Here is a 26,629-nt window from a genome sequence, read left to right on the forward strand (position 1 = left end):
TCAGCGGAGACGCTGCGGGGTGGCGTCTGCCGGGATCAGTGGGATGTAACTTTCGCCGCCCAACTGCTCCTGGTGTTCGCGTTTTGCGACGGCAATCAGTTCCGGGTCGGTCAATGCGCGAACAGCGGATGCAGCCAACACCTTGCCAGCCTGCAGCATGCCCTTATGGGCATAACCCGAGGTTCCCTGCGTCACCATCTGCCATGTGTGTGGAGGTGTGCCATAGGCTTCGGTCGCCACATAGACCTGGCCTGTTGGAACAAGCCAGCTGACGTCGCCGACATCGGTCGAACCATGCAGGAATGTTGGCACATCCTCAAATGCGTTCAGGTCCTCTGACAGGATCTTGCCGCGTTTGGCAATTCGGGCCTGAACTTCACTCGAAAACGTTTTCTGGATGCTACCGGCAAAATCCTTTTCGCTGTTTGAAAAACCGGCAACACCGAACTTTTCGAACTCCTGATGCATCATCCGTGCCAGCGTGACATTCGGCACAAGATCAGCCGATGCCGCATCAAAGGTAATTTCCAGTTGAGTGCCGGTCATCAGCGCTGCACCGCGTGCCACGTCCTCGACCCGTTCGGTAATGTCACGGACCTGATCCATGCGCGGGGCACGCACCTTGTAAAGTACCTGTGCCTGCGACTGCACTACATTCGGCGCGCGCCCACCGGTATCGGTGATCGCGTAGTGAATGCGGCCATCCTGAAGGATGTGTTCGCGCAGATAGTTACAGCCGACATTGGTCAGTTCGACTGCGTCCAGCGCCGAGCGTCCCAGATGGGGTTCAAAACCTGCGTGAGCGCTTGTTCCACGGAAGGTGAAATACAGCTGATTGGTCGCCAGCATGCGGGCATTATAGGCGAGATTTTCATCCCACGGATGCCAGGTGAATGCCACATCAACATCCGAAAACAGGCCTTCGCGCGCCATGTAGGCCTTGCCGCCGCCGCCTTCTTCTGCGGGGCAGCCATAATAACGGATCGTGCCTTTCAGCCCTAGTTCGTCCTTGCAGGCCTTGAGCGCCAGAATGGCAGCAAGCGCGCCGGTGCCGAGAAGGTTGTGGCCGCAACCATGACCGTTACCGCCTGCAACGATTGGATCGTGGCTGGTGACACCGCTCTTCTGGCTCAGGCCGGTCAAAGCATCGAATTCACCGAGGATTGCGACGACTGGGTGGCCTTCGCCGTAGCTGGCGACGAAGGCGGTTTCGATGTTGCCGGCATTACGCGTCACATCAAAGCCAGCCTTTTCCAGCTCATCGGCGAGAAGGGCTGCGGAGCGCGTTTCTTCATAACGGATTTCAGCAAAGGACCAGATCGCATCGGATACGGATTTGAGATTGTCGGATTGGGACGTGACGGTCCGTTCGATAATGTCGAGGTAAGTCATTTTATTCCTTCAGGCGGTCTGTTCGACAGGCTTTTTGCCGTGCACGGCGGGAAAGGTGGTGGCGATGATGCAGACCAGAACCGCACAGGCGACAATCACCGAGAACGCGATGCCGTAATTTTGATTGGTGGCCGAAAGGACAGCTCCGATCAGCATCGGGGATGCAAAGGAACCAAGCTGGGCGAGCGAGTTGATCAGGCCAGTCGCCGTTCCGACGGTGTTCTGTGGGAAGTGCTTCATAATGCTGACGAAGACGCTGATCGAGATCGCATTGAGGAAGACGTTGGAAACCGAGAGATAGGCAAAGGCGAGCGGAATGGATTCTTCATTGGCCATCAGGTAGATGAAGATCGCAGACACGGCAGAGCCGATGCAGATGAGATACTTTTCCTTTTGGTGGAAGTAGCGGTCGAGCAGCCAGCCGCAAGTCAGGAAGGAAATAAACCCGAGTGCTGGTGGGATCATCGAATAGGCGCCCATCTGCACCATGCTCATACCTTTCACTTTCACCCAGTAGGACGGCAGCCAGGACTGCAGACCCCAGAAGACGATGTTGGTGAAGAAATAGACGAGCGTGATTTTCCAGGTCAGCGAGTTTTTCAGCAACGCACCAATGCGTTTCTTTTCGGAAACCTTTTCAACCTTTGCCTTGGCAACGGACTGGTCATCTACTGGCTTCATGACGAAGAAAAGCGCGATTGACATGCAGATGCCGACGCCGCCCAGTACATAAAACATCATCTGCCAGCTATGGGCGGCAATCAGTGCTGTAATGACGATGGAGCCGAGGGCAAAACCAACCGATGCTCCGGACTGCAGCACCGACTTGGCGCGCGCCATCTGCGACTTTTCAAAATGTTCCGTGATGGCAACCGATCCGCCTGCCGGAAACACCGCTTCACCTGCTCCAGTAACGGCACGCGCAGCGGCAAGACCCACTGCGTTACTCACCGCGCCGGAGACTGCCGTTCCAAGCGACCAGACGGCGACAGCGGAACTGAGAACACGCCGCGCTCCGAAACGGTCCACCAGATAACCGCCGATCAGCTGGGTCATCGAATATGCAAGAAAAAACGCGCTGATGATCATGCCCTGATGATCTGAGCTAAGGCCGAACTCCTCACTGATCGGGATGATGGCGATGTTGATTGCGGTCTTGTCGATAAAACCGACAACCCAGCACAGGAACAACATTCCTATGATCACATGGCGACGTTGTATATTCGAAAACATGTCTAGAATTCCCCTTGCTTTGGCTTTTGTTCTTTGTGGCACCCCCTCAAAATAAAGCTATGTTGAAACATACATGAGAATGATTATTGTTATGTGTGTTCAGCCATAAAGGTTTCTATGAAAATCGATTTGCACTCTCATTCTCGGCTGCGCGAATTGGCGAGATCCGGGATGATCCGTTTTCAGGATTTTGATGTCGACATTGAAAACGCACCGCTGTCGTTGAACCACTCAATCACGCGTGCGGGTGGCAGTTTGTTGCTGGTCGTTGACCACTCGTATTTTACTGCAAAGCAAACGCGGTTTGAAATTTTCGGCAGCAAGAGTGAGATGATTGTCGCCGAAATCCTGCAAATCGTCAGGGATGAAATCATTTCCGTTCAAAGCAAGACGGTCAGCATGCTGGCATCGGTTAACGCTGCTGTCATCAACTCGCTGGACGACAATGAAATTGTCGATAACGTCTTGCGCGAAGTGATGCATGTCTTGCCTCATTCGGATGCCGGGGTATTTCGCTTGTTTGATGAAGACAGCGGTTATCTCATCCCCGTCTCGTATGACGGCCTGCCGGATGACTACAAAGACTATCGCCTGCAACCAAACGAATCCGTTTCCGGGGAAGTGTTCACCACCGGCCGGCCATCGATCCATAACGGTCGTCAAAACATTATTGATGCCCACCGTGTCATGCGCCCTGAAAATCAATCCTTCATGGAACGTTCGCAAATTTCCAATGCGCTACTGTGTGTGCCCGTCATGGCCGAAGGTAAGCGCCTTGGTACACTGACGACGCTGTGTTTTTCACGCGACGGTGCTTTTTCGGTATTTGACCGGCAGGTTCTTGAATCCCTGGCGGCACAGGTCGCGATCGCTTACCAGAGGTCGCTTGTCTACCAGAACGCGCTTGCGACATCTGACCGGCTGGAAGCGATGCGTAGCGATCTTGCCCGCAAGAATGCAGAGCTTGATCGTGCGGTTCAATTACACGACACATTGCTGCGGATATTCTCGACCAGCGGCGGACTGGCTGAACAACTTGCCATGGTCGCCAAGCTGTTCCATGTCGAGTTTCGGTTCGAAAACGTTCTTGGTATGGACTATCACTCCGGGCAGTGGAGCAGCGAGCGCGAAACACTGCAGCAAGTCGTGGAGGTGGCTGAAGCGCCGGTTGGATATTTCCATTTCGATGTGTCTGGTGACACGAGTTTTCACCGCGCTTTGTTTGGTACGTTGGCCGCCTTTGTCGCGCTGGATTTCGTTCGAGACATGTCCCGCGTCAATGTGCTCAACGCCAGCAAAAAAGCCTATTTCGAGGATCTGGCTGAGGGCATAGAGGGCGACGTTCTCAGATCGCAATTTGGCTTCAGACCGGATCGTTTCAGCCAAATCCTAGTTGCGACGCCTCCCGGTGAGCGGGCGCTCGTCGGAGCGCAACTGGCCTTGCACAAACATGAGGTCGAACTCCAGAACGCAACCAAGTTGACAAATGCTCTTGTGTTTCATGAGCGCGAGCAGATCGTCATGCTTTTTTCGGCCTCGACCATGGCGGCGCTTGAGAGAAACCTTGCGGTATTGGTGGATGTGACCAGTGCAGTGGCAGTATTCATTGGGGCGAGCGATATTTACGAACAGCCGGGTTTTCACAGATTTGCACAGGCCCAAGCCATAAAGGCGGCCGAGTGCCTTTTGCGACGGGGCCGTCCAGGCATTCTAACCAACAGGGACATGGGCATCGAACTGCTATTGGGTGGGCGTGACCGGCAAGAAGTATTGCGCTTTACCCGCCAGGTCCTGGATCCACTTCTCAATGACCAAAAACATCGCGTCCTTTACCAGACCCTGTTTCGCTACGTGCAGGAGGGAAAGTCGGCGGGCCGCACAGCTGATGCGTTACAAATTCACACCAATACGCTTTATCAGCGGCTGACCCGTATCGAGGCCTTGACGGGGCGCAACATTGCCGATGCTGCGGATTTTACGTTGCTGAGCGTCGCCTGCCAGCTTCATGTTGCCTACGCAGATTGAGTTGATTGTATCTCTGACGAGCGAATTCTGTCAGTGGGACGCAAACGAATGGCGATAGTGGCAAGCACCACACAAAGCCCAGACATCAGCCACCATGCGGGTGTCAGGTCAGAGAGGTTTTGTCGCAATATGCCGGCGACAAAGGGGAGTGTAGCGGCCAGTACATATCCTCCCCCTTGGACAAAGCCTAGGATTACACCAGCTTCACTACCCTCACCGTGGTCCAGCGAGACGATAAGCGACAAAGGAAACAGTGCGCCGATCCCCAGTCCCGCAAAAATTGCAGCTGGCCAGGCAAATGCAAGAGGCGCAAGGCAAAGCATAAGCATTCCGACAAGCAGAGATGCCAATGCGGTTAGCAATGCCGGTCTGCGATCATGGCTGCGATCCACACACAAGGAGACGGCAATTCCCGCGACGACTTCAGCGGCTGTGAGGGCGCCGAGAATGTTTCCTGCTGCCTGAGGCGACCAGCCCAGCTGTGTGAAAAATGGTGGTAGCCAAGCCAGAACAAGGGTGTAGGCCCCGGTTCCCAATCCAAAAAAAGCAAGCAGTGCCCAGGCCCGTGGCGACCTGTGAATGTTCAAAGCTGATGAGGTTGCTATGACCTGCGGGCCGTCTCGCGTTATCAGCCAGCTGGCAATTGCCAAAAGGGCAGGGAGTGCCCATGCGCCAAGTGCTGACGGCCAACCCCAAATATTTGCAAGCCACGGCGATATCATGCTGGCGAGCAGCGCACCGCCCATAATGGCGGTTGAATATAACCCCATGAGTTGAGCGGTCTGAGAACCAGCGCGTCTCCTGACAACGGTCGGCATCAGTGCTTGCACGATTGCGATGCCAATGCCACCTAATGTTGCCGTGAGCAGCAATTTTGTCGACGTCGGCCCGCTGATCCGAGCGAGAGCGCCTAAGAAAATGAGCGCCAGCCCAAGAAGGATTCCTCTGTCTTCGCCGATAGTCCGTCGAAGCCATGATGTTCCAAGAAGGCAAACGCCCATCATGACGACAGGTAATGTTGTCAGAAGGCTTGCGGCGCTGTCGTTAAGGCCGGTCTCTCGTTGTATGCCATCGAGTAAAGGGCCGATGGATGCAAGGATGGGGCGGAGGTTAAGGCCAACGAGTATGACGCTTGTAAAAAACAGGAGAGAAGAAGGAGACTTGTTCATTTTTCTGCCAGAGCTATTGCCGGGAAGGCTCGAGGATTATATCTCTATGTAGAGCTATATGTTTCGATGTAGAGGCAATATATCTTGACGTCAAGATAGGTGGGGTATGGATAGAGCGATGTTTGCGGCCACACAGTGGGCCAATGAAATGCCGACGATAAAGACTGGTCCCATGGTCCTTCTTGGTCGGTTGAACGAGGCCGCTTTGGTCATTGGTCGCGACCGGCTTGGCCCGGTCTTCACAAGCTTTGGTCTGCAACCCGGCGAATTCGATGTGTTGGCGACGCTCAGACGCAGTGGTGTTCCCTACGCGCTGACGCCGACTGAACTTTACGAAGTGGCGATGATCTCCTCCGGCAGCATGACGAACCGAATTGATCGGCTGGAAAAAGCCGGGCTGATCGAGCGTCGTCCAAACCCATCCGATAAGCGCGGTACGCTCGTTGCGCTTACCGCAGACGGGTTGGAATTGATTGAGAAAGCTGTCGTTGCCCATGTTGCAAACCAGCACCTGATTGTGGAGGGTTTGAACAAGGATGAGCAGGAAACCCTGTCTGCGTTGTTGGAAAAGCTGCTGTCTTCGCAGCGATGAGATTGTTCATGTGAAGCGATCGCACGTTTGATGGCATGCGCCATGAGCTTCAAAATGATCAATGCTGAGAACCTGCTTATCTCGTAACGCCTCAAAAGAAAGGCCGCCCTGAGGCGGCCTTTTTTTAAAAACGTGTTCAAAGATTATGGCGTGACGTCGAAGCCGAACCACTTTTCAGACAGGCGCTTCACGGTGCCGTCTGCTTTCGCAGCGTCGATCGCCTCATTGAACATCTTCTGCAGCTCAGGTTCGCCCTTGCGCAGACCAACGGCAACGCCACGTCCGAGAATGCCGCCCTTGAAGAATGGACCGGTCATAACGATGTCTTCGTTGCCTGGCTTTTTGACGGTGTCGCTCAGATAGGCAAGCGATGCGACAACGAGATCAACACGACCAGACTTCAGGTCGAGATCGTGCTGGTCGGTGGTCTTGTACTCGCGGATATCAGTGGAATCCTTGAAATATTTTTCGAGAAGCGTCAGGCCCAGCGACGCAGTCTGCACGCCGATCGTCCGTCCCTTGATTTCCGCAGAAACGTCGTCAATCGCCTTCTGGGCCGCAGCTTCGTCCTTGGCAAGATAAAGCGTTTCACCAGTGTGTGGCAGCTTGGCGAACGGGCTGTCCTTCAGCGTCGCAAAGGTCTGTGGTGTTAGGCCGTAAGATACCGAGAAATCGATGGTTTCTTCACGCCTCGCGGTCGCTGTGAGGCCTGCCATAATCGCATCGAACTTGCCAGCGTTGAGTGCCGGAATGATGCCGTCGAACGGCTGCGCAATCATGGTGCATTCCACCTTCATGCGTGCGCAAAGGTCTTTGCTCAACTCAATTTCATAACCATCCAGCGTGCCATCAGGCTTGGTGAAGTTGTAGGGCCGGAAGGCGCCTTCGGTCGCGATGGTGATCTTGGTCCATGTCTTTTCTTCAGCGTGTGCCGAAGCGGCGGTCACAACGATGGCTGAAACGAACAGGGCTTTCAAAAATCCCTTGGTCTTCATTTTACTTCCCTTACTGCAGTTAAATGCCAAACCGCGTTTGGCATGAATGAATGCCGTTTAAAATATTCAGCCCGCATTTTCGTGGCTGATGAATTTACGAAACCGCTCCGATCTGGAGTTGGCGAACACGTCTTCCGGCGCGCCGTCTTCTTCCACCACGCCCTGATGAACAAAGATGACACGGTTGGATACGTCGCGGGCAAAACCCATTTCATGGGTGACGACCAGCATGGTCCGTCCTTCTTCGGCTAGCCCACGCATGACACGCAAAACTTCGCCGACCAGTTCCGGGTCGAGTGCGGATGTCGGTTCGTCGAACAGCATGACTTTGGGTTTCATTGCCAATGCACGGGCAATCGCGGCGCGCTGCTGCTGTCCACCGGACAGGTGAGCCGGGTAAAAGTCACGCTTGTCCGCGATACCGACCTTGGCCAACAAGGCTTCCGCCTCATCGACACATTCGGCACGGGGGCGGCCCTGAACATAGATCGGCGCTTCGATAATGTTCTCGAGAATAGTCTTGTGTGACCAAAGATTGAAGCTTTGGAAAACCATGCCCAGCTCAGAGCGGATGCGCGAAACCTGCTGTTTGTCGGCAGGAAAAGCCTCACCCTTCGAATTTTTGGCCATGCGAATGGTCTCGCCGGAAACAGTCACCGTGCCGGAGGTCGGGATTTCCAGCAGATTGATACAGCGCAACAACGTGGACTTTCCCGAGCCCGACGAGCCAAGAATTGAAATGACTTCGCCTTCTCGCGCTTCAAGCGAAATGCCTTTCAGCACTTCATTCGGGCCGAAGCTTTTTCGCAGGTTCTCAACGTTCAGCGCCACCGGGGCATTGGCAGAGATAACTTTACTCAAAGTGATTTTCCTTCGGTGAGGATGCTGACCGTTGGCTGGCGCAGATAGGGTGTAAGCCTGTATTCCGCGATCAGAAGAAGGCGGGTCAGAACGAAATTGATGGCCAGATAGATTGCACCGGCAATGACGAATACCTCAATGACGCGGTAGCTTTCCGAGATGAGTTTCGCCGCAATACCGGTGACTTCCATCAATGTAATGATCGAGGCAAGCGATGTTGCCTTGACCATGGAAATCATCTCATTGCCGTAACCGGGCAGGGCCTGCCGGATGGCAAGTGGCATCACGATGCGTCGGAAGCAGGTGAAACGCGACATGCCGCAGGCCCTGGCTGCTTCAACCTGGCCGTGAGGCACGGACAGAAGACCGCCACGGATGATTTCACCGGCATAAGCGGCATTGTTCAAGGTCAGCGCTATGATCGCACACCAGTAGGGTTCGCGCAGAATGGGCCACAGGAAGGAGTAACGGATCGCCGGAAACTGGCTAAGCCCATAATAGATGATGAATATCTGCACCAGAAGTGGTGTGCCGCGGAACACGAAGATGTAGAGGCGTGCAATCCAGTCAAGCACAGTGACGCCGGACAGGCGCATCAGCGCCAGTAACAGGGCAAGCACTGCGCCGCAGATAATGGCGCTGGCTGCCAGTTGCAGAGTAAGGGGCACGCCACCCATCATTGCCATCAAGGCTTCGGTGTAAAATTCCAGGTTCATTTTGCCCTCCTGACACCACGTGAGAAGTGTCGCTCGGCGGCCTGCAGCATCGTGCCTGAAACCGAGGAGATCAGCAGATAGAGCGCGCCTGCGATCAGGAAGAAGTTGAACGGCAACCCCGTAGACCCGGCACCGATCTGCGCCTGACGCAGAATATCAACAACACCAACGACAGAAATGAGCGCGGATTCCTTCAGGGCAACTTGCCAGACATTGCCAAGACCGGGCAATGCGTGGCGAAGCGCCAGCGGCGCGATGATGCGGCGAAACTTCAGTGCCTGTCCCATGCCGCAGGCGGAGGCTGCTTCCAGCTCTCCCTTCGACACGGCACGGAATGCACCGCGAAACACTTCGGTATGATGGGCGCCACAGGAAATGCCGATGGCCAGCACCCCGGCAAGGAAAGCCGGAAAACCGAGAAAACCTTGCGCCCCGAAAAACTTGCCGATGGCGGTCACGGCTGCGCTGCCGCCGAAATAAAACAGGTAGATAACCAGCAGGTCGGGAATGCCACGAATGATCGTCGTGTAACCATCAGCGATTGTCCGCAATGTACGCCCGCCGGAAATCTTTGCCCAGGCGGCAAAGACGCCAATGGCTGCACCAAGCGCAAAGCCCATCGCCGCCAGCGATACCGTCACAAGGACCGCCATGGTTAAAACATAACCCCAGCCGTCAGGACCGAAGCTGAGAATGTCGAAAAAGGCCTTCATGGTGTATCAGGCCATAATTTGAGGGGGCAATTGAACGTCATTTCACTTTCCGTCAACTCCAGGAGCTGTCTTTCATTTCGTTTCGACGGGCAGAGCCGGCTGCACGCTGTCAGGGATCGGATTTACGAACGTAACGCCGTCCAGCTTACGCGCGTGGTCTCGCTTGGCTTCTGCAATCCGATCGGGATTTCGAAACAGTTCGACCGCCGTGCTGCCCATGACTTTGGCAGCATGAGCCATTCCTTTATGAGCAGCAGGCAATTTTCCCTGCGCCACCATCTGCCACGAATGAAGCGGCGTGCCAATAGCGCAGGTCGCACCACGCATCTGCACGGTGGGGACAACCCAGCTTACCGTGCCAACGTCGGTCGACCCGACTAGGGAATTATCGCCGTGGTAGGGCTGATAAATAGCATCGCATAGCACGAGATCGGTCTTTGGCTCGACACCAAAACGGCGGAAGGCGTCAGCGATATCTTCCTTGGTCAGCGTTGCTTGAAAGCGCCGCGCTGTTTCCTGATCTTTTTCATCGAAGACAGGCGGCCCGAGCCGCTCAAGCTCGCGCTGCATGAGGAGTTCGAGCGGGACATTTCCGATCAGATTGGCGTCACCACTGACGATTTCGCTTCGTACTGTGGTTTCGGTCATCAGGGCTGCACCTTCCGCAATCTTTTTGACACGTTCGAGCAGGGATTGCATGTCCGGAAGGCTGCGGGCGCGTACAGGTAACGGACAACGGCCTTTGCCTGCACGACATTGGGTGCAAACCCGCCAGTATCCATCACGGCGTAATGAATACGTGCAGATGAGGGCCTATGCTCGCGCATGTAATTTGCGCCGACATTCATCAGTTCGACTGCATCCAGTGCGCTTCGGCCCAGGTGAGGGGCGGAAGCGGCATGAGCGGCACGGCCGGTGAAATGACGTTATCTCATTGCAGGCGAGTGAAACTGGATCATTGACGCCGGCAGACGGTGCCGGGTGCCAACAAAAAGCAATGTCCAAATCGTCGAACAGGCCTTCACGGACCATGAAACCTTTGCCTGAACCACCTTCTTCGGCGGGGCATCCATAATATTTGGTGTAAGGCGAAAAATCGATCTTAACTCGTGAGAGTCGAATTGGCGTCTGCTGAGCAGGATCGCACTCAATTTATCAGAGTGATGGTTTCACGCGCGGTTCGATTTGGCAGATAAGTTTCTGCGCTTTTGGCCCATTGAGAGCATCGATGACATTATCAGCATCAGTTATCAGATAGAAAGTTACGTTATAACAATACATAATGCTTGACGCACGTAATGTCATAACATACTCGGGTTGCGTTGACCCAACGCACCTAGTTCAGCGAATCTGGGTGCCGCGGACAACAAGACTATTCTCATGTCCTTACTGCAAGATGGTAATGCTCCACCAGCTGTTCAAAAGATCGCAACCGTCTGGTCCGTCTCAAGTCGATGGCCACAGCAACGAAGCTTCCGTGCCGGTATTGCTCCTGACGGGTTTTCTTGGTTCTGGAAAGACCACTTTGCTCAATGAGATTCTGACTGATCCACGCATGGCGGGCACGGCTGTTATCGTCAATGAATTTGGTAGTGTGCCTATTGATCACGGTTTGGTGCGTGTCGGATCGGAACGGTATTTCCAAACAACAACCGGCTGCATTTGTTGTACCGCGACCAGCGATATTCGCGTGTCGCTATATGAATTGCACGATGCTATGCAAAAGCGGAAAATACCGGCTATCGATCGTGTCCTCATAGAAACCACCGGACTGGCCGATCCTGCTCCCATCATAAACAGCATCATACCCGGAGGTGCGCCTGCCACCGCTCTGAGAGATCATGTGGTTGCCAGGCAATTCCGACTTTCTGGAGTTGTGACCACTTTCGATGTTTTGAACGGCCGCATGACACTTCAAAGCGTCATCGAAGGTTGGAAGCAGCTGGCTTTTGCTGATCATATTGTTTTGACAAAAACAGATCTGGCCGATGAGAGGAAGGATTGGGTGCGTGAGCTCAAGTTGCTCAACCCGGCAGCACATTTTCACGATAAAAATGATACCGATTTCAAGATTGCGGATCTCTTGGACGGTGATGCTTATTCCATTTCAGGCAAGGCCGAGGATGTGGCCGGCTGGTTGGCAATGGAAGCGCTGACCAAACATGCAGATCATACACACGACATTCATCGGCATGGTGACGAGATAGAAGCTGTGGTGTTGACGCATGATGTGCCCCTGTCTCCGCAAGCCTTGCAAACTTTTCTCCATGTTATCACGACGAATACCCGGTCCGGCCTGTTGAGATTGAAAGGCATATTCGCCCTTGCGGACAATCTGGAAAAGCCGGCCATTGCTCACGCGGTGCAGCACCGGGTCTATCCGATTGAACGGCTGAGTGCGTGGCCTGATCACGACCGTTCCAGTCGTGTCGTACTGATCGGACTGGATATGCCGCTTGGTCCAATTCGCGACCTGTTTCGCGCTGTGGCAGCAAGTCCTTCGCGAAAACGAGGTGCAAGGACATGAGTGCAGCATTCCACAACCCGTTGGCGCGTGGCACCTCAGATATCATCGCAAAGGCGCGGTCCATCAAACAATGGGCCCGGCAGGTGTTGGCAATTCCGGATGTTGCGGTTGTTTCTGTCAATGAAATCTCATGTGCTCTGCCGGATTGCCCGCCAAAGGAAACCGTCATTCTCGTGATGAGCAATGGCGACACGATCCAGGTCTCCATTCACAAAGCCATGGCGGACGTCTTGGAACACGATGTCACTGATGCTTTTCGAGCGCTTCAGCATTCGTGAGGTGTGGAATGAAACCTCGACATTGGCCGCTGCGATAGGCGGTGGCTGAAACCCCGATATTCCCCGGTTTCAAACAACCTTAAAACGTAATGATATATCATTAAAAAGGAGAGAAACGTGAGACACTTAATTTTGGGCGTATCCGCCCTTGCGCTATCGGCAAGTTTGATCGGACCCATGGCCTTTGCCGATGATAGAGCTAGTGAGAATGTAACATTGTACCGCGTCTTTGTTGGAGACCATGCCGAGGGCAAGATTACCGCGTTTGATCTTGAAAAGCCTGGTAATCGCTGGACATTCGATACCACCGGCCAGAACAAACTCTATAGCGTCAATGAGGGTGCAGGCATTGTTGCCGTCCAATCAGACAATGATGCGGTCAACTTCATCAATAGCGGTATTTCGCTTCATTCGCACGGCGATCATTCCGATATCGAGATTGCTGACCCGGCTGCCGTAAAAGAAACGCTGACCGGTCCGCGCCCATTCCACGTCATCGATCATGACGGCAAGGTGGTCGTTCACTTCGACAAAGGTGGATATGCCGACATCATCGCGGCACACGATTTGTCCAAAGGTGAAATAAAATCAACACGGTTGACACAAGCGCGTGCCCATCATGGATTTGTCGCACCGGTCGGCAAGGGTTGGGTAACGACGGTTGCCTCTGAAGCACCTGTAGAAGGCGACGCAGCACCATCACGCGTCGGCTTGCAAGTTGTAAGCGTCGACGGCACGCCCGTTGGCGATGTTGCAACGTGCACCGGCATCCACGGCGAAGCTTTTTCAGGTGCCTATCTGGCAGCCGGGTGCAAAGAAGGGATCATCACGGTGACATCAGGTAAAGGTGGTTTGGTCACCAGCATGCTGAACTATCCGGATGACCTTCCTCCAGGCGAGACCACAGGCACCTTGCTTGGTGCCAAAAGCATGCAGGTGTTCCTTGGAAATTATGGAGCAAAGGGCCTCGTTGTCGTTGACCCTGTCGATGCCCCCAACTTCCGTTATATCGAGCTTCCTTTCCGTCGCATCGATTTTGTCCTCGATCCGGCCAATGCCCGGTTTGGATATGTCCTGACAGAAGATGGATCCCTTCATCAGGTTGATGTGCTGGACGGTACACTGTCCAAGAGTGCCAAAGTGACCGAACCCTACTCCATGGATGGCCACTGGAATGATCCTCGCCCCCGTATCGCGATGGCCGGTGATGAGATTGTCATGAGCGATCCGAATGCCGGCTTGGTACGCCGTATCTCCAAGGATGACCTCAAGGAAATTGGCACGATCGTTGTTGAAGGCAAACCGTACAACATTGCGGTAGCAGGTGGCAGCGGCAAGGTTCATGAACATGGTGAAGACCATGACCATGCTGGCCACAGCCACGGTGATGCGAAGGTCTACGCAGGCTACTTCGAAGATGCGCAGGTCAAAGACCGCCCACTGTCCGACTATGCCGGCGATTGGCAGTCGGTTTATCCGTTCCTGCAGGACGGCACGCTTGATCCAGTCTGGTCCCACAAGGCCGAGAAGGGCTCCATGAGTGCCGAGGAATACCGAGCCGAATACGAGGTTGGTTACAAGACCGATGTGGATCGGATCACCATCGAGGGTGATGTTGTCAGTTTCTACAAGGACGGAAAGCCGACAAAAGCCAGCTATGCCTATGATGGCAAGGAAACTCTGACCTACAAGAAGGGCAATCGTGGTGTGCGGTTTATCTTCAAGAAAACCGAAGGTGATGCCGCTGCCCCGCAGTTTATCCAGTTCAGCGACCACGGTATCGCACCGAAAAAAGCCGACCATTATCATCTCTACTGGGGTAATGACCGTGCCGCGCTTCTGGAAGAAGTCACAAATTGGCCGACCTATTATCCGTCATCGATGAACGCAAAACAGATTGTTAGCGAGATGAAGGCTCACTAAACCAATTAAAACCTGCGCCCGGCTGGAAAGGCTGGGCGCAGGGCTCCTGTGAAAGACCATGTGTGTGCTGTGCATGCGGGAGCGACGGAGACATTGCCGCCGCAAATTCTTCGAAATCCATTTCTAGCATTGGATGACATCACCCAAGAGGTGGAACAGGAGGAAGCGATGAGCGAGCGCACTAGCAATGCAGGTTCTGCGCAGAGCCGTACTTCAGTCGAGCGCAGAGGAGATCGCGAACTCGTTGTGATCAGGGTGTTCGATGCGCCGCGGAGCAGGGTGTACGAAGCGTGGAGCCAGTCTGAACTGTTCCAGCGGTGGTGGTTCCCACAATCGGTGTCCAGTGTTTCGCTTGTCTCGTGTGAGCTGGATGTTAGAGCCGGCGGTAAATATCGGCTGGAGTTTGCCGTCACAGGCGCGGAAACGATGGCCTTTTATGGCAAGTATCTCGAGGTCGTACCGAATGTGCGTATTGTCTGGACCAATGACGAGGGCGAAGAAGGCGCAATCACGACGGTGACCTTTGAGGATCGAGACGGTCAAACACTGCTGACTTACCATGAGGCCTATCCTTCAAGTGACGGGCTTGAAGAAGCGCTACAGGGATCGGCGACCGCTTTGCCGGAGCAATTGGATCAACTCGAGGCATTGCTGTCCGGTCACGCGGAGTAAGGTCGTTTGAATGATAAAAAAATGTGATTTTTGGCTCAGTCCAATTTCGCCTTTTCTCTATCCTTCGCTTTCCGCCACCTCAGCAGATAGCCGAAGCCGGGACCGATCAAAATTCCACCGATTACCCATTGCGTGAGTGTCAGTGGGCGCTCATCCGGATCATGGCCGATGATGAACAGGTAGAGGAAGAATATCGCCACGCCAGCAATGATAAGCGCCACAGGAAACAGCAGGCCTTTGCGAAAACTCCCCATATATATTCCCCCTTGTTGCCGTGTTTTGTGCAGAACCAAGCTACCGCAGGAGAAGGTCCTGGCAAGCGGCTTTTGAGGAGCGACGAAGGCAAAGGCATGTGCAAAACAAAACCGCGGCTGACGCAAGGTCGACCGCGGCTTGGGGCAATAAAGGGTTGCTTTTTACATTCCCAGTAGCCTTGGCAAGAAGAGCGTGATTTCCGGGATGTAGGTGATCATCATCAGGAAAACGATGGCTGTCAGCAGCCAGGGCACGACAGATTTGGAGACTTCCGTCAGACCCAGTCGTGAAATCGCGGAACCAACATAGAGGTTAAGTCCAACTGGCGGCGTGGCGAGACCGATTTCCATATTCACGATCAGTATGATCCCGAAATGGACCGGATCGACCCCCAATTTGACGGCGATCGGATAAAGAATTGGCGCCATGATGAGGATGATTGCCGATGGCTCCATAACCATGCCGATCACCAACAGCATGATGTTGACGATCAACAGAAAGCCAATCTTGCCGAAACCAAGCGAGACGATCCAGTCGGACATCAGCTGCGGAATCTGTTCCGATGTCAGGATAAACGCAAACATCACGGCATTTGTGATGATGTACAGCAGCATCGCTGACATGGCTGCGGACCATAAAAGGATACGCGGCACATCCTTCATGCGGATGTCTTTATAGACGAAGACGGCAATCACGAAGGCGTACACGGCCGAGACTGCAGCCGCTTCGGTTGGCGTGAACAATCCTCCATAGATGCCGCCCATGATGATAACGACCAGCAAAAGGCCCCACACCGACTTTCGAAACGCGACAAATCGTTCGCGCCATCCGGCTCTTGGCAGACGCGGATAACCATTTTTCCAGGCACGCCAGACGGTGGTTGCGGCATACATGGCGGCGAGGATCAACCCCGGCACCACACCTGCGATAAAGATCTGTCCAATCGATGGAGAAAACACCGTTTCACCATTAGGTCCAACTGCAAGCATGCCGGATGTTGCGACGGCATACATGACCATCACGATGGAAGGCGGAATGAGAATTCCCAAACCACCAGCGGCGGCGACCGGACCGACGGCAAACTGAGGTGGATAACCCATTTTGACCATAGCCGGGATCATGATGGAGCCGACGGCCATGACCGTTGCGGGGCTTGAGCCTGAGATCGAAGCAAACAACGCACAGGCTAGAACCGCCGCGAGGCCCATGCCGCCATGCCAATGACCGACCATGGAGGTGGCGAACCCGATCATGCGTTTCGCGACACCGCCATGGGTCAGGAAATTGCCCGCCAGAATGAAGAACGGGATTGCCATGATTTCGAACTTTTCGATGCCTGTGAAAAGTTTCAGGGCAATGGAATCCATGGGGATATTGGTGAAGGCGAACAGGAAGCTGAACACCGTCAAACCGAGGGCGATCGAAACTGGCATGCCTGTCGCCAGTAGAATGGCAAGGATCGTAAAAATGATGAGGGCGGTCATTATCGATGTCCTCCATGCTGAACGGCGGCCTCGTCTTCAACACCATCCACGTGTCCAAGTTCGTGGTGAATGATGATGCCCTTGGTGATGTAAAGGTGAAGCGCCTGAATAAACCGGAAACACATCAACGCGGAGCCCAGGGGAACCGCGAGATAGACGATCCACATTGGCATTTCGAGATCGGCGGAAATCTGGCCTCCGACACCCACGTGGTAGACAAATGTCGAGCCGATCCAGACAAGTATTGCGGTGAAGATCACGCCGCCTGACATTGCAATTATCGTCACAACCCGACGACGGTTGTCGTCCAGCATGTTGACGAGCATGTCGACACCGACATGGATGCCGATACGTACGCCGTAGGCCGCGCCAAATTTAGCCATCCAGACGAAAAGATAGATGCAAGCCTCCTGGGCCCATGTCAGCTTGATGGCGTTGATGTTGGCAAACACCCAGCGCGCCCATGCCTGAAGTTCGGGCATGTTGTTGGCACGAGCAAAACGAACGAGATCGGCAGCATAACCAATCGAAAAACGGTGAAGAACAGCGACGAAGATCAGTGTCACGGCAGCCGCCATTAGCGCCGCGATAAGGATTTCTTCGAAACGGTCGAGCATGCGCAGCATAATCAAACCTCACGAATAAGAGAGGGGGCGCGATAGGCACCCCCTTGGGCAACTGACAAGTTGTTTGAAGAAATTACTGGATACCTAAAACGCTATGGGCCTGTTTGACGAGGTCCGCACCGATGCGAGACGACATCTTTTCGTGCAGTGGACGCAGACGTTCGATCCATTCGGCACGCTCTTCGTCGCTTAACTCGTGGAACTTTGTCGCTCCGGTCTTGACCATTTCGGCCATCGCCCATTCGTTTTCTTCGCGGGCGATCGAGTTTGCGTAGGTCGTGGATTCGTCCATCGCACGGTCAATGTGTGTGCGAATTTCCGGGTCCAATGCGTCCCAGAACCCCTTGTTGACGATAACGGCATAACCGAGATAACCGTGGTTGGTCAGGGTCGCGTGCTTTTGTACTTCGTGCATTTTTTGCGTGAACATGTTGGACGGCGGATTCTCGGTGCCGTCGACAACGCCCGTTTGCAGTGCCTGATAAACTTCCGAGAATGGCAGAACCTGCGGGACTGCATCAAGAGCCAGCATCTGCCCCTCGATGATCTTCGATGACTGAATACGCATCTTCAGGCCGAGGAAATCATCGGGTGATGCAATCGGCGAATTTGCCGACATCAGCTTGAAGCCGTTATCCCAGTAGGCCAGGCCCTTTATGCCCTTGCTGTCGAGCAGGCCCAGAAGATGCTGGCCGACCTCGCCATCGGTTATTTTACGCAGATCATCGTAGTTAGACATCAGATACGGCAGATCGAAAAGCTCAAACTGCTGAACGCCCAATGGACCAAATTTGGCGAGGGATGGTGCGAGCATCTGGACGGCACCAAGCTGAAGTGCTTCCAGTTCTTCCTTATCCTTGTAGAGCTGGCTGTTGGGATAAACTTCGACCAGTACTGCGCCATTAGTATATTGCTCTGCCAGTTCCTTGAACTTTAGCGCGCCTTTGCCCTTGGGGGTATCTGGAGCGACAACATGGCTGAACTTGATGACGACAGGGTTTGCCAGAGCTGGCAGGGCCGAAGCCAACGAGATGATAGCAGCGCTGGCGAGGGCCGCTAACGAACGACGAGTGAACATTCTTTTCCTCCTGAAAGTCGCAACCCTCCAGCTGCGACACAATTATCATCCGCTTCCTTGCCACCATGTTTGCAATCTCGCTATTGTGGATTCCCGCAATAGTGGCCTGACGCACAAAGGGCTATGGTGCGGACAAAGCCTGGAAAGGCTTGCGGACGTTTGGGGGGACGGAACCGGTATTGAGAGACAAGAAAACTCAAAAAAAAGCGCGTTCTTCTCTAACGGAGACCAACAATCCTTCAAATGCGGCCTGGTATCCATGGTCGGATGATAATCCCGGTCCACTGGCCATGCGCATTGATTTGTTGTCGATTGTTCCATTGATTGCAATCATCGCTTTGGCAGGAATGGTCTGGGCATTCGTGTGGGCTGTTGCGCGTGACGATAGCGAAAGTGCGCGTATCAAGTTGGCGACGGATGCCTTGTGGGTCGAGCAGACACTGCGGTTTCAGCTCGGTGTTGATGAAGATATGCTGGTTCGCCTGGCTATGGATCATGCCGGAGAAACGGCAGATCCGGTCATTGCGGCCAGAGCACGTAGTCATATCACGAGCAACCCTGAAGTTCTCTCCATTCTCTGGTATGGCTCTGACGGTCAGGTACAAAAAGGCCTCCCGGATAACGCAGCACCCGGTGACCCGACACTGGCGGCGCAGATCCTGGATGTTGCGACGGTCACATCGAGACCCGTTTATGGACAAATCACACCCGAAGGCCATGTGACTTTCGGCATCTTTCTGGCCGACCAGCGTGGCGTTCTGACAGCCACCATTTCACTGCCGTCGGTGCTTGATCGGCATCTGCCCTGGTGGATTGCCGAGCAATATGGCGTGACGCTGGTCGATCTGTCCGGCAATGTGCTCGCTAGCCGGCAACGGTTGGAAATCGATCCTGAAAACCCGACACATGTGATCAGTATCGATCCGCCTCTACACGGCACCTGGCTTCGCATAAGCGCCTATGGTCGCCCGCTGACCTTTCTTTCGACGGCTCTTTTTGGAGCAATTGCCGGCCTTGCTGCATTCGCTGTTTTGACGATGATTATCCTGCACCGGTCGAGCAAAAGAAGGCGGGCGACGGAGATGCGTCTTTGGGCAGAAACCGCGTTCAGGCGCTCAATGGAAGAAAGCTTGACGGTCGGATTGCGCGCCAAAGATCACGATGGCCGGATTCTTTTTGTAAATCCGGCATTCTGCAAGCTGGTTGGATGGAGCGCAGATGAACTTATCGGGCGCTCTCCACCCTTGCCTTACTGGGACCCGGCCCATCTGCCTGAAACGGAAGAGCGCCATCGTCGACTTGCGGCGGGCGGTGCCGTCAGCCAGCGATTTGAGACCTATTTTGTGTCACGCGATGGACGCGAGATCGAAGTCGAGGTCTATGAGGCGCCATTGATTGACGCGCGTGGTGAGCATCGTGGCTGGATGGGCTCGATCATCGATGTAACCGAAGCACGACAGGCCGCCCGGCGGGCTCGTCTCCACGATGAGACGCTGGCGAGAACTGGCCGGCTGGTGACGCTTGGCGAGATGGCCTCAACATTGTCGCATGAGCTTAATCAGCCGCTATCGGCAATTGCGTCTTATGCGGCTGGCATGCTCAATCTTATGCACCGGCCGGACACGGATCTCACACTTTTGCGGGGAGCGACGGAAAAGCTGGCGCGTCAGGCGGATCGGGCAGGGCTCATCATCAGACGTATTCAGGATCTGGTCAAAAAACGCGAGCCACGGTTTACCAATCTGCAGTTGTCCGATGTCATCGATGAGACACTCGATTTCCTTCAGGCCGATGCGCGCGAACATGGCGTGCGGCTTCTGCGCGAGGGGGAGGGAGCCTGCGCGGTTGCGGCTGACGCCATTCTGCTTGAGCAGGTTCTCATCAACCTCATTCGCAATGGAATGGAGGCGATGGCCGACACGCGAAGAGATGGTGCGGTCACCGTTCGTTTGTTTGAACGGGACGGGCAGGCGGTGATTGAAGTTGAGGATGCAGGCTCCGGAATTCCCGCTGAAATGGTCGATACGATCTTCGATGCCTTTGCGAGCACAAAAACGCAGGGCATGGGCATGGGGTTGAAAATCTGCCGGACGATTATCGAATTGCATCGAGGCCACCTGATGCATCAGCCAGTGGAGGGAGGAGGAACCATATTCAGTGTTTCCATTCCGCTTGCTGAAGCGGGCTACTCGAAGCAGGAGGAACTGGAGGATGTATGAGGGAGGATGTGGATGGGTAACTTGATTGACATCGTCGATGATGAGGAGGCAATTCGCGACGCACTGTCTTTCCTTCTTGCCTCCCGTGGCGTGCAGACTCGGACGTGGGCTTCAGGGAAAGATTTTCTAGCGGCGCAGCCGTTGGACGACATGATTTGCGTCATCATGGATGTGCGGATGGGAGCGCTGTCCGGGCCTGAGGTCTACGAGCGATTACGCATCATGGGATCTGAGGTTCCCGTCATTTTCCTAACCGGTCACGCTGACGTGCCGGTGGCGGTACGTACCCTGAAAGCGGGAGCTTTCGATTTTGTCGAAAAGCCGTTTAACGACAATCAAATCGTTGATCTCGCGCTTAATGCCATCGAAGCCGGCCAGATGATGCAAGCCCAGGCAGAAAGCCGCCGCGATCTGGAGACCCGGCATGCTTCACTTTCTGCGCGCGAGGTCGAGGTCATGGATTTGATGTTGACTGGTGCGATGAACAAACAAATCGCCGACACTCTTGGCATCGCCATGCGAACGGTGGAGGCTCACCGCGGCAAGGTGTTGATGAAGATGGGGGTTCGCAATGCGTTGGAACTTGCCGCAATCAATCGGAAGCAGGAGAGACACAAAGCCTGAGGAGATTAGGGCGTGTGCAACACGATAACCCTGAAGCCGTAATCAGCCTGCCGCCTCACTGCTTTCCTGCACAGGAAGCCATCGTCTGGTGGCGCTTCATAAAATGCTGGGCTGCCATTCGGCGCGTGCTTTCCGCAAATGGCGATTTGGAAATCGGTTGCTCTTTGTCGTTAGTGTTCAACCCGAGGGAAGGAGGACAACGCGACCTAGGATGGAGTTGTTTTCGGCGTAGGCATGGGCCTCTGCAGCCGCGTCAAGCGGGAATGTCCTGTCCACGACCACTTTGACAGTACCGGCCGCAGCCCACTTTAGCATTTGGGAAATTGTGTCGTAGACATCAGGCTTTTCCAATTGCGTTCCCATAAAAACACCAAAAAGCGACTGGTTCGCCTGCAGTGCTGGCCACAGGTCAAGGCTGAGCTTTGAACCGCCGGCATTGCCGACGAAAACCAGACGTCCCTCGGGACGCAGAACCGCCAGAGAATTTTGCAGGGTTGCTCCGACCGGGTCGATGACCAGATCGACGCCACGACCTGCCGTCAGGTGCATCACCGCGTCGACGACATCTGTCGCGTGATGGTCGATTGCATGGTCAAGGCCAAGCTGCAGAATGCGTTCCGTCCTCTCAGCCCCCGAGACGGTTGCAAGCACCGAAGCACCTGCCTGATGCGCCAGTTGAATGGCGGCAAGCCCCACGCCGCCAGCGCCCGCCTGAATGAGGACCGTCTCGCCGCGCTTGATATCTCCCCTTGCGAAGAGGCAGTGGTGCGCCGTGCCGAATGCGATTGGCAAAGCAGCGGCGGCGGCCATGTCCAGCCCATCAGGCACAAGCCATGTCCGGCCAGCGGCAACAGCGCGCAGCTCTGCGTGTGACCCGGCAAGATCAAAACTTGTCACCTTCTGGCCAACGTGACGGTCCGCCACGTTTTTCCCGACCGCAATGATTTCTCCTGCGGCAGCATAACCGACGATGAAGGCTGCATGGGGAGGAGGGGTGGACGCACGATTGATCAGATCGCCACCTTCAATGGCGGCGGCCTCGACGCGGATCAGAACACCATCGCTTGGGCAGGCTGGATCGGGCACATCCACGTAACGGAGGACATCCGGTGTCCCGGCGTGGTCGTAGACCGCTGCTTTCATGGTTGCTCTGTCATTGCTTGAGAGAAAGGCGGTGAGGGCGGCTTGTTCTGACCCTCACCGAGGTGCTTGCTAAAGCCGCCTAATCAGTCAGCGACTGGCGTGTTGAGGAGCTGTTGCTCCCAAAGATAGGCGATGCCGCTGCCGCCGAAGTGCTGAATGAGAATCTCAGTCAGCTCATCGACATGCTCGGTGCGTGCCCAGTCGCGTTGAAATTCACCAGCAAGAGCCATGACGGTCATGACGTTGGCACCGGCCGAGATCATGCGCTGAACGGCAACTTCGTGGGATTCCTTTGAGATCCCTCCCGATGCGTCGGTGATCACGGTCACGTCCCAGCCCTCTCCGGCGGCCTGGATCACGGGCATTGCAACGCAAACCTCCGTCCACAGACCGGCAATGATCAATTGCTTCCTTCCGGTCGCCTTGACGGCGTTGACGACATTCTCGTCCTGCCAGGTGTTTACCCAAGTGCGATCGATGACATCCTGGCCTGGAAAGACGTCGGTGATCTGCTTGAAAAGCAGTCCACCGCGCGTCGCGATGACGCTGGTAAGAACGGTTGGAACATTGAAGGCTTTTGCCAGCTTCGCCAGCGCGGTCGTGTTGTTGACGACAGCTTGCGGATCGTGGCTGTTCAGGTTCGCGAGCTGATAAGGTTGATGGTCGATCAGAACGAGGACCGAATCTTCGGGACGAAGAAGAGAATCGAGGCCGTTACGAGGGGTCATCAAGAGTTCCTTTTTTTTGCCGTTGTGGACGGCCATGGGTTCACAGGAAACACACGCCAGCGAGCGATGCTGCCAGAAGACAATTTGCCGTTCCTGTTGATGTTGTAATAGTATCAAGTTCGGACTAGCTGTGTCGCGGAATCAGGAACGCTGAGATGGATATTGAGGACCTGCAGACATTTGTTGCCGTGGCTGATGCCGGAGGAGTATCGGCTGCTGCCCGTCGCCTGGGCCTGTCTAAGTCGATTGTCAGTCGCAGGCTTTTTAGGATTGAAGCCGAGCTTGGCGTGCAGCTTCTTGCGCGGACGACCCGAGGTGCTGCGTTGACGGAAGCGGGAGTAACATTCAGGGATCACGCAGCCCGCGCCAGTGCTGAGATTGATACTGCCCGGGAAACCATCCATCCTACAGGCCAACTGCATGGTCGTTTGCGGGTTGCCATGCCGCTTACCTTCGGCCCAACCCACTTTGCCCCCGTACTTGCGGAAATGGCGCGTTTGCATCCGCAGCTTCACATTCATACGTCTTATAGCGATCGCTTTGTCGATCTGATCGCAGAGGGGTTTGATTGCGCGATCCGGGGCGCCTATCTTCAGAACTCGAACCTGATTGCCAAACGCGTTGGGCCTATCCATGGCAAGCTTGTCGCCAGCCCGGCTTACATCAAGGAACACGGCTCGCCGGACAATATAGAACAACTTGTCAACCATCCGGCCCTCATGCAGGGAACGGAGGCCTGGCAGTTCATGGACGGCGACAGGATCGTTACGGTGCAGCCGCAGGGCAAGTTCAAAGCCGATAGCGCCATAGCACTTGCCGCCGCCGCCGCGGCAGGTCTCGGCGTCGCCTGGCTCCCGCAGTGCATCACGCATGAGTACGAAGCCGCCGGCACCCTGGTTCCGATCATGACGCGTTTTCCGGTTCCTCCGGGTGCAGTCTATGTCGTGCGACCACCCAGCCAGCATCCCACCCGGAAAGTGCGAGTACTTACCGAAATGCTGGTCGAGTACTTCAGACAGAACCCGGAGCTTTGGGGAGCGGACAGTTAAAAGGCCCCGGAAAAGCGTTTGGGATGGAGTTTCAACCGCGTCATCTCAATGAGCAGCTGTCGTTGACAGTTATTCCCTGGTTATGCCGACATCAGCGACGATCTCACGGATTTGCTGACGCAGCCAGGCGTTGGCGGCGTCGCCATCAGCGTGTTGCGCCCAGACCATGTTAACGGGTGGAAAGCTGAGTGGTACTGGCAGCGGGCTTACTTCTAGACCAAGCAGAGGCCCGTAACGCTCGGCAATGCGGCTTGGCACAGTCGCGATGACCGGGCTTATCTGCGCTGCGGAAAGTACCGACATGTAACCCGGCCCTGCCATCACCACGTCGAGTTCGACGCCGGCAATTTCCAGTGCGTCCTTGATGCAGCCCTGCAAGGTTTCGTTCTGTGAGATCGTTGCATGTTTGGCGGCAAGATATGCTTCAAGATCTACCGGGTTCGATAGATCCAGAAGCGCAGGGTTGAAACAGCAGGCAAAATCCGTCGCATATAGTGGTTCGAAGGCACGGCGGCTGGTTTTGGTGTAAGTGCAGCCGACGGCCAGATCGATGCTGCCATCCTCCAGCGAAGGCTCCATCGCCTCATAGGGGAAAACCCGGGCAAGCACCTTGATGCCCGGTGCAAGCTGCCGCAGTCGTGCGGTGAGATCAGGGATCAGCAACAATTCTATCTCCGGCGACATGGCGATACGAAATGTGCGCTCCTCGCTCGCCGGATCAAAGGCAACGCCGCCTGACAGTGCAAGTTGAGCCTGCCGCAACGCGTGGCGCACCGGGACAGCAAGACTGCTTGCCCTCGCAGTCGGCTGCATGACCTGGCCGACACGGATAAAAAGCTCATCCTGTAAAAGTACCCGCAAGGTGGAGAGCGAATGGCTCATGGCGGGCTGCTGGATTTTCAGCCGCTTCGCCGCCTTGGTCACGTTGCCTTCCGACATCAAAGCATCAAAAGCGATGAGCAGATTGAGATCAAAAGAGCGAAGATTGAAATGATCGATAGTTACCATGAGCCGCATCGATTTGTTCACTGATAGTCCGATACATAAATGCTCTCCGGGTCATTTCAAGACCATGTCAACACAATCCCTGGAGCCTTTTATGCAAACCCGTCGCAACCTACTGAAATCCTCTGCCGGTATCGCTCTTGCCGCCGGTGTCATCACTGCCTTGCCGCCCACGGTGCTTGCCAAGGCAGCAATCATCGGCAGGCAAGCCGCCAGCTATTACCGTCTGAAGCTTGGCGATTATGAAATCACCGCGCTTTCCGATGGTACAGTCATATTGCCGATGGCGAAGATTTACCGGAATATCAAGGAAACGGATGCCGAGGCCTATCTTGAAGGTCATTTTCAGGCCGGTGACGCCGAAACCTCAGTCAATGCCTTCCTCATCAATACTGGCGAAAAACTTGTGCTTGTTGATGCCGGGACAGGTGATCTGATGGGACCGGCGCTTGGCAAGCTGGTCGCCAATATCGAAGCATCAGGTTACAAGACGTCTGAGATCGACCACGTTATCCTCACCCATATCCATGCCGATCATTCCGGCGGTCTTGTTATTGGCGGCAAGCGGGTGTTTGAAAATGCCGTGCTGCATGTAAACCAGCGCGAGGCTGATTTCTGGTTGAAGGCAGATGCTAAGGCAAAGGTAGACAAGGTACTCGGCCCGCAGATTGCCCAGGCAGAAAAATGCGTCGGTCCCTATGTCGAAGCTGGCAAGTTTGAGACTTTTGCTGATGACGCTGCGCCAATTCCGGGCTTCGGTTCGGTGCTGCATGCCGGCCATACGCCTGGACACAGCGGTATTATCGTCGAGAGCAAAGGCGAGAAGATCATCTTCTGGGGAGATATCGCCCATGGCGACGTCCTGCAATTTGATCAACCCGAAGTCACCGTTGATTTTGACGTCGATCAGAAGGCGGCAGCAACCAGCCGCGCCATTGCATTTGCGGAAGCCGCCGATCAGAAATATCTGGTGGCCGGCGCCCATCACGCCTTTCCCGGGATCGGCCATGTCCGTCGTGATGACAGCAATTACGATTGGGTGCCGCTCGTCTATAAGGCTGGCTACTGAATAAAGCCGGGCGCTGTCGGGGGATGGCGCCCTTTCGCCTTGCCAGCCAGGGATTTCGGCGGGTTTTGAAGTCCCGTTTTCCACAGGTCGTCATAATAAGCGAATATTTTTTATGATTTTTTTCCAAAGGCCTATTGACGATAAGGCAATGTCCCCTCTATAAGTCCGCTCACTGAACGAGGGCGGCGGCGCTGCTGGCGACGGACTGCTTCGTTCTAGAGAAATCACGATAGATTGGCTTTTATGGCTGGTT

The 26,629-nt window shown here is 54.9% G+C and carries 24 protein-coding genes and 1 pseudogene; 10 read left to right on the top strand and 15 right to left on the bottom strand.

What is annotated here, in order from left to right; translation table 11 throughout:
• Both M2418_RS22825 and M2418_RS22830 read right to left on the bottom strand, forming a co-directional pair.
• The gene (locus M2418_RS22825; RefSeq protein ID WP_250985825.1) at positions 1–1,392 is read right to left on the bottom strand and encodes an amidohydrolase; all 1,392 of its coding nucleotides are present in this window, start codon (positions 1,390–1,392) and stop codon (positions 1–3) included.
• Between the two features lie 9 nt (positions 1,393–1,401).
• Positions 1,402–2,625 (bottom strand): MFS transporter, encoded by a 1,224-nt coding sequence (locus M2418_RS22830; RefSeq protein WP_259149280.1) that lies wholly within the window; start codon positions 2,623–2,625, stop codon positions 1,402–1,404.
• 171 nt (positions 2,626–2,796) lie between these two features.
• Here M2418_RS22830 and M2418_RS22835 point away from each other — a divergent pair, with 171 nt between their 5' ends.
• A complete protein-coding gene (locus M2418_RS22835; protein WP_259149281.1) occupies positions 2,797–4,650 on the top strand; it encodes a GAF domain-containing protein in 1,854 nt (617 codons plus the stop codon).
• Here the strand turns inward: M2418_RS22835 and M2418_RS22840 are convergent.
• Positions 4,638–5,819, bottom strand: coding sequence for an MFS transporter (locus M2418_RS22840; RefSeq protein WP_259149283.1), 1,182 nt, complete (start codon positions 5,817–5,819; stop codon positions 4,638–4,640). The genes M2418_RS22835 and M2418_RS22840 overlap by 13 nt on opposite strands.
• 106 nt (positions 5,820–5,925) lie before the next feature.
• Here M2418_RS22840 and M2418_RS22845 point away from each other — a divergent pair, with 106 nt between their 5' ends.
• The gene (locus M2418_RS22845) at positions 5,926–6,411 is read left to right on the top strand and encodes a MarR family winged helix-turn-helix transcriptional regulator (protein ID WP_405049465.1); all 486 of its coding nucleotides are present in this window, start codon (positions 5,926–5,928) and stop codon (positions 6,409–6,411) included.
• A gap of 143 nt (positions 6,412–6,554) precedes the next feature.
• Here the strand turns inward: M2418_RS22845 and M2418_RS22850 are convergent, their stop codons facing one another.
• From M2418_RS22850 to M2418_RS22870, 5 genes and pseudogenes are all read right to left on the bottom strand, one after another.
• Positions 6,555–7,406 carry a transporter substrate-binding domain-containing protein gene (locus M2418_RS22850; RefSeq protein WP_259149287.1) on the bottom strand — a complete coding sequence of 284 codons (852 nt, stop codon included), beginning with the start codon at positions 7,404–7,406 and terminating at the stop codon, positions 6,555–6,557.
• Between the two features lie 66 nt (positions 7,407–7,472).
• A complete protein-coding gene (locus M2418_RS22855; protein WP_259149289.1) occupies positions 7,473–8,267 on the bottom strand; it encodes an ABC transporter ATP-binding protein in 795 nt (264 codons plus the stop codon).
• Positions 8,264–8,983, bottom strand: coding sequence for an ABC transporter permease (locus M2418_RS22860; RefSeq protein WP_259149291.1), 720 nt, complete (start codon positions 8,981–8,983; stop codon positions 8,264–8,266). Before M2418_RS22860 ends, M2418_RS22855 begins: the two co-directional genes overlap by 4 nt.
• Positions 8,980–9,696: an ABC transporter permease gene (locus tag M2418_RS22865; RefSeq protein WP_192490289.1), complete on the bottom strand. Its 717-nt coding sequence runs from the start codon at positions 9,694–9,696 to the stop codon at positions 8,980–8,982. Before M2418_RS22865 ends, M2418_RS22860 begins: the two co-directional genes overlap by 4 nt.
• Positions 9,697–9,768: 72 nt before the next feature.
• A pseudogene (locus tag M2418_RS22870) lies at positions 9,769–10,776 on the bottom strand (peptidase dimerization domain-containing protein); the annotation flags it as partial.
• Between the two features lie 322 nt (positions 10,777–11,098).
• Here M2418_RS22870 and M2418_RS22875 point away from each other — a divergent pair.
• The 4 genes from M2418_RS22875 (at position 11,099) to M2418_RS22890 (ending at position 15,096) form a co-directional block, all read left to right on the top strand.
• The gene (locus M2418_RS22875; RefSeq protein ID WP_259149294.1) at positions 11,099–12,223 is read left to right on the top strand and encodes a GTP-binding protein; all 1,125 of its coding nucleotides are present in this window, start codon (positions 11,099–11,101) and stop codon (positions 12,221–12,223) included.
• A complete protein-coding gene (locus M2418_RS22880; RefSeq protein WP_259149296.1) occupies positions 12,220–12,501 on the top strand; it encodes a hypothetical protein in 282 nt (93 codons plus the stop codon). The genes M2418_RS22875 and M2418_RS22880 overlap by 4 nt, the downstream gene beginning before the upstream one ends.
• 1,275 nt (positions 12,502–13,776) lie before the next feature.
• Positions 13,777–14,424 carry a ZinT family metal-binding protein gene (locus M2418_RS25710; protein WP_405049471.1) on the top strand — a complete coding sequence of 216 codons (648 nt, stop codon included), beginning with the start codon at positions 13,777–13,779 and terminating at the stop codon, positions 14,422–14,424.
• 168 nt (positions 14,425–14,592) lie between these two features.
• A complete protein-coding gene (locus M2418_RS22890; protein ID WP_259149299.1) occupies positions 14,593–15,096 on the top strand; it encodes an SRPBCC domain-containing protein in 504 nt (167 codons plus the stop codon).
• A gap of 35 nt (positions 15,097–15,131) precedes the next feature.
• Here M2418_RS22890 and M2418_RS22895 read toward each other — a convergent pair whose 3' ends face one another.
• The 4 genes from M2418_RS22895 to M2418_RS22910 all read right to left on the bottom strand — a co-directional run bounded on the left by M2418_RS22895 (position 15,132) and on the right by M2418_RS22910 (position 18,539).
• Positions 15,132–15,350, bottom strand: coding sequence for a hypothetical protein (locus M2418_RS22895; protein WP_259149301.1), 219 nt, complete (start codon positions 15,348–15,350; stop codon positions 15,132–15,134).
• Positions 15,351–15,512: 162 nt separating this feature from the next.
• Positions 15,513–16,835, bottom strand: coding sequence for a TRAP transporter large permease (locus tag M2418_RS22900; protein WP_259149304.1), 1,323 nt, complete (start codon positions 16,833–16,835; stop codon positions 15,513–15,515).
• Entirely contained in the window at positions 16,835–17,461 is a 627-nt protein-coding gene (locus M2418_RS22905; protein ID WP_259149305.1) for a TRAP transporter small permease, read from the bottom strand. Before M2418_RS22905 ends, M2418_RS22900 begins: the two co-directional genes overlap by 1 nt.
• 73 nt (positions 17,462–17,534) lie before the next feature.
• A complete protein-coding gene (locus M2418_RS22910; protein WP_259149306.1) occupies positions 17,535–18,539 on the bottom strand; it encodes a TRAP transporter substrate-binding protein in 1,005 nt (334 codons plus the stop codon).
• A 179-nt stretch (positions 18,540–18,718) separates the two neighbouring features.
• Between M2418_RS22910 and M2418_RS22915 the strand changes: the two genes are divergently transcribed.
• Complete coding sequence (locus M2418_RS22915) at positions 18,719–20,758, top strand: nitrogen regulation protein NR(II) (protein WP_259149311.1); 2,040 nt, start codon at positions 18,719–18,721, stop codon at positions 20,756–20,758.
• A 12-nt stretch (positions 20,759–20,770) separates the two neighbouring features.
• Positions 20,771–21,382 carry a response regulator transcription factor gene (locus M2418_RS22920; RefSeq protein WP_259149312.1) on the top strand — a complete coding sequence of 204 codons (612 nt, stop codon included), beginning with the start codon at positions 20,771–20,773 and terminating at the stop codon, positions 21,380–21,382.
• A 177-nt stretch (positions 21,383–21,559) separates the two neighbouring features.
• On the opposite strand, the gene M2418_RS22925 is transcribed toward M2418_RS22920, so the two are convergent.
• Both M2418_RS22925 and M2418_RS22930 read right to left on the bottom strand, forming a co-directional pair.
• Entirely contained in the window at positions 21,560–22,525 is a 966-nt protein-coding gene (locus M2418_RS22925) for a zinc-binding alcohol dehydrogenase family protein (protein WP_259149313.1), read from the bottom strand.
• Positions 22,526–22,608: 83 nt separating this feature from the next.
• Positions 22,609–23,253 (bottom strand): hydrolase, encoded by a 645-nt coding sequence (locus M2418_RS22930; RefSeq protein WP_259149316.1) that lies wholly within the window; start codon positions 23,251–23,253, stop codon positions 22,609–22,611.
• 155 nt (positions 23,254–23,408) lie between these two features.
• On the opposite strand from M2418_RS22930, the gene M2418_RS22935 reads away from it, so the two are divergent.
• Complete coding sequence (locus M2418_RS22935) at positions 23,409–24,302, top strand: LysR family transcriptional regulator (protein WP_259149317.1); 894 nt, start codon at positions 23,409–23,411, stop codon at positions 24,300–24,302.
• A 69-nt stretch (positions 24,303–24,371) separates the two neighbouring features.
• On the opposite strand, the gene M2418_RS22940 is transcribed toward M2418_RS22935, so the two are convergent.
• A complete protein-coding gene (locus tag M2418_RS22940; RefSeq protein WP_259149318.1) occupies positions 24,372–25,310 on the bottom strand; it encodes a LysR substrate-binding domain-containing protein in 939 nt (312 codons plus the stop codon).
• Positions 25,311–25,401: 91 nt separating this feature from the next.
• Between M2418_RS22940 and M2418_RS22945 the strand changes: the two genes are divergently transcribed.
• A complete protein-coding gene (locus M2418_RS22945; protein ID WP_259149319.1) occupies positions 25,402–26,376 on the top strand; it encodes an MBL fold metallo-hydrolase in 975 nt (324 codons plus the stop codon).
• Positions 26,377–26,629 lie beyond the last annotated feature (253 nt).

Origin of the sequence: Rhizobium sp. BIGb0125, from assembly GCF_024810055.1 — a bacterium.
GTDB lineage: Bacteria > Pseudomonadota > Alphaproteobacteria > Rhizobiales > Rhizobiaceae > Agrobacterium.

What these genes read in the sequence shown, in the direction of transcription:
- M2418_RS22825 (WP_250985825.1), bottom strand. Translation starts at nt 1,392, where the DNA reads ATGACTTACCTCGACATTATCGAACGGACCGTCACGTCCCAATCCGAC.
- M2418_RS22830 (WP_259149280.1), bottom strand. Translation starts at nt 2,625, where the DNA reads ATGTTTTCGAATATACAACGTCGCCATGTGATCATAGGAATGTTGTTC.
- M2418_RS22835 (WP_259149281.1), top strand. Translation starts at nt 2,797, where the DNA reads ATGATCCGTTTTCAGGATTTTGATGTCGACATTGAAAACGCACCGCTG.
- M2418_RS22840 (WP_259149283.1), bottom strand. Translation starts at nt 5,819, where the DNA reads ATGAACAAGTCTCCTTCTTCTCTCCTGTTTTTTACAAGCGTCATACTC.
- M2418_RS22845 (WP_405049465.1), top strand. Translation starts at nt 5,926, where the DNA reads ATGGATAGAGCGATGTTTGCGGCCACACAGTGGGCCAATGAAATGCCG.
- M2418_RS22850 (WP_259149287.1), bottom strand. Translation starts at nt 7,406, where the DNA reads ATGAAGACCAAGGGATTTTTGAAAGCCCTGTTCGTTTCAGCCATCGTT.
- M2418_RS22860 (WP_259149291.1), bottom strand. Translation starts at nt 8,983, where the DNA reads ATGAACCTGGAATTTTACACCGAAGCCTTGATGGCAATGATGGGTGGC.
- M2418_RS22865 (WP_192490289.1), bottom strand. Translation starts at nt 9,696, where the DNA reads ATGAAGGCCTTTTTCGACATTCTCAGCTTCGGTCCTGACGGCTGGGGT.
- M2418_RS22875 (WP_259149294.1), top strand. Translation starts at nt 11,099, where the DNA reads ATGCTCCACCAGCTGTTCAAAAGATCGCAACCGTCTGGTCCGTCTCAA.
- M2418_RS22880 (WP_259149296.1), top strand. Translation starts at nt 12,220, where the DNA reads ATGAGTGCAGCATTCCACAACCCGTTGGCGCGTGGCACCTCAGATATC.
- M2418_RS22890 (WP_259149299.1), top strand. Translation starts at nt 14,593, where the DNA reads ATGAGCGAGCGCACTAGCAATGCAGGTTCTGCGCAGAGCCGTACTTCA.
- M2418_RS22895 (WP_259149301.1), bottom strand. Translation starts at nt 15,350, where the DNA reads ATGGGGAGTTTTCGCAAAGGCCTGCTGTTTCCTGTGGCGCTTATCATT.
- M2418_RS22900 (WP_259149304.1), bottom strand. Translation starts at nt 16,835, where the DNA reads ATGACCGCCCTCATCATTTTTACGATCCTTGCCATTCTACTGGCGACA.
- M2418_RS22905 (WP_259149305.1), bottom strand. Translation starts at nt 17,461, where the DNA reads ATGCTGCGCATGCTCGACCGTTTCGAAGAAATCCTTATCGCGGCGCTA.
- M2418_RS22910 (WP_259149306.1), bottom strand. Translation starts at nt 18,539, where the DNA reads ATGTTCACTCGTCGTTCGTTAGCGGCCCTCGCCAGCGCTGCTATCATC.
- M2418_RS22920 (WP_259149312.1), top strand. Translation starts at nt 20,771, where the DNA reads ATGGGTAACTTGATTGACATCGTCGATGATGAGGAGGCAATTCGCGAC.
- M2418_RS22925 (WP_259149313.1), bottom strand. Translation starts at nt 22,525, where the DNA reads ATGAAAGCAGCGGTCTACGACCACGCCGGGACACCGGATGTCCTCCGT.
- M2418_RS22930 (WP_259149316.1), bottom strand. Translation starts at nt 23,253, where the DNA reads ATGACCCCTCGTAACGGCCTCGATTCTCTTCTTCGTCCCGAAGATTCG.
- M2418_RS22935 (WP_259149317.1), top strand. Translation starts at nt 23,409, where the DNA reads ATGGATATTGAGGACCTGCAGACATTTGTTGCCGTGGCTGATGCCGGA.
- M2418_RS22940 (WP_259149318.1), bottom strand. Translation starts at nt 25,310, where the DNA reads ATGGTAACTATCGATCATTTCAATCTTCGCTCTTTTGATCTCAATCTG.
- M2418_RS22945 (WP_259149319.1), top strand. Translation starts at nt 25,402, where the DNA reads ATGCAAACCCGTCGCAACCTACTGAAATCCTCTGCCGGTATCGCTCTT.